This window comes from Endozoicomonas sp. SESOKO2 (genome assembly GCF_024606245.1).
Taxonomy (GTDB): domain Bacteria; phylum Pseudomonadota; class Gammaproteobacteria; order Pseudomonadales; family Endozoicomonadaceae; genus Endozoicomonas_A.
The window spans coordinates 1-2,319 of sequence record NZ_JAHHPQ010000756.1 but is presented as its reverse complement, the minus strand read 5'-3'; the positions used below and the strand labels follow the sequence as shown (position 1 = coordinate 2,319).

Sequence of the window (2,319 nt, the reverse complement as noted above, 5' to 3'; positions counted from 1 at the left end):
GCCTGTGGGATGTGCAGAAGATTAAACCGTTCATCAGTAAAGATTCTGATGGCTGCTTCAGCCGCAAAACGTACTCCACATATAGAGCTCACTATCAGCTCAGGTAAAAGTTCAGTAACAATCTTACCCGCTTCAATAAAGATCTTTTCCGCCGGCTTTTTGGTCGACGTGTATTGAATAACAGGCTTGTTGGTTGGGGCTGTTTGTGTGGCTTCGGATGTCTGACTCTGATAATACTGGTAGCTGTCCAGGCGCATACCCACGAGTGATTCAAGATAACCTCCATAAGGGAAGCCGGCTTGACGCGATTTCCTGAAGTGATCATGTGCACTGGTCAGTGCCCTTTTGCGACCGGTTAATACTACCTGTTTGTGGTCAGAACTTATCTCTGCCTCCAGAAGCGTTAACCCAGCCAGGCAATGAAGCCAGCCTGACATTTGTAATGATTGAGAATCCGTTTTATCATCATACTTGTCTAACTGTTGTTTTAATATCTGATAGCCAACTTCTCTGGATTGTTTAATAGCAGCAATAAAAGCACTTTCGTTTCCGGCAGAGAACTTTTCCAAGTTGTTACTGTGAAAAACAGCGTAGTTGCTATACCATGATACAGCATTATATTTAACCGTGGGTGGCCCATGCCATATATGTCTTATAAACAATTTGCGTAATGATATCCAACCTCCTGAATCACCCTGGAGCTTGATGGCCTTTTCCGGGTTGCCACCAATTTGCCTGATAATCGACTCGTGAACCAATAAAAGGGTGTTGTACCAATACGATATGTTGTCCTTACTGACCAGTTCAGGAGACATTTCAATTAATTTTGTTAGAAATTGTAAGTCATGACCAAAATGAAGGGCGGTAGTGCGGGCTTGGTCAGTGGGTTTAAGGCTTTTAAGATGATATAAAAGCGGCTCTGCTTCTGGTGATGCACCAACCAGATGAAAAGCAAGTTCTATAAGATCCGCATTTGACCGTTTCTCAGGATCAATATTTTCAGCGAATGTCTCTTGCAACTCTATCAGGAGTGCGGTAAGCAATGAGTTTGGTGCATCTTCAACAAACTCCAGCACAGAAAAGCGAATGAGAATTGACGATAAATCGAGGGTATAAAAGTCCAGTAAGTCCGGTCGACCAGTGGCAAAGTAAAGTATCAATCTTAATATTGCTTGCTCTTCCGCTTGCCTTGCTGTTTCTTCTACTGCCTCTGTTGTAGCTAATCCTGCTGCTTTCGCCGTCATTGTTGCTGCTGCTGTCGCTTCCATGGCCGCTGCTGCTGCCGCTGTCGCTAACGCTGTCGCTTCCACTGCCGCTATTGCTGTCGCTTGTGTGTCTGCATTCGCTTTTGCCGCCGCTTTCGCGTCTGCGTTCGCTTTTGCTGCAGCTTTTGCCGCCACTTTCGCGTCTGCGTTCGCTTTTGCTGCAGCTTTTGCCGCCGCTTTCGCGTCTGCGTTCGCTTTTGCTGCAACCTCTGCTGCCGCTCTGGCTCCCGTTGCGACTTGTTCCTGTTGTTCGTCTGGCAGATGCTGGCTATCTGTAAATTGCTGGCTCATACGATTCAAGATAAGATCAACTGCGCCATCAGAGCCTTTTATCGGAAGTTGCTCCAAAAACTCTCTGAGTAAACGTATAGAAGGCGTTATCCTACCCGGAATATTGCTTTTCGGATTTTCCATGTAAGTGTCTCTATCAAAAGCCAGTTTCAGTTCGAAAGGCTTTGGAATCACTACCAGCCACTTGAGTAACATCCCGCCCAGAACCGATGGATTTGACTCATATGCCAATAAAATCTCAATAGATTGTGACACTCCCGACAATGCTGAGAAATAAGCATTTATTATTTTTTCCTGAGCCTCTCCTTGCATAACATGTTCATAAAACAACCTGAGCATCCTGACATAAGGGAAGCAATGTAGTACAGAAATTGAAATAGCTTCTTCTATCTCTTTGGCTCTGCGCCTGACTTCCGGACTAAAGGACAACTCAATGGTTTTGTCATCATCTGACATTTTGGCCCTCATCATGGCCAGTGCCTTGAGAAAAGAGTAATAGCCCAGTCCAAGCTCGTTTGTTGGATTTTTATTTTTTACAACAGCCTTTTTGAATGCTGAGATTTTTTTTTCTGTCTGTTGTAAAAACCTTTCCGGATTTGCCTCAATCAATCTGACTTCTTTAATAATATTGTTATCCAGTTGAAATAAATACTGGTCATGTATTTTTGCATTAAATAGCTCATTTGATACTCTGATGCCTGGCTTCAGGTCTTTTGGTTGTCTGGCTGCGTTTACGGTTCTTTTTGCTTTTTCAGGATTTGCA

1 protein-coding gene is annotated in these 2,319 nt (G+C 44.0%); it reads right to left on the bottom strand.

The genetic code is table 11. The annotated features are described in order from the left end of the window. On the bottom strand, nt 1–2,319 hold a 2,319-nt coding region (locus KDK17_RS17990; protein WP_257255334.1), incomplete at both ends, for a hypothetical protein.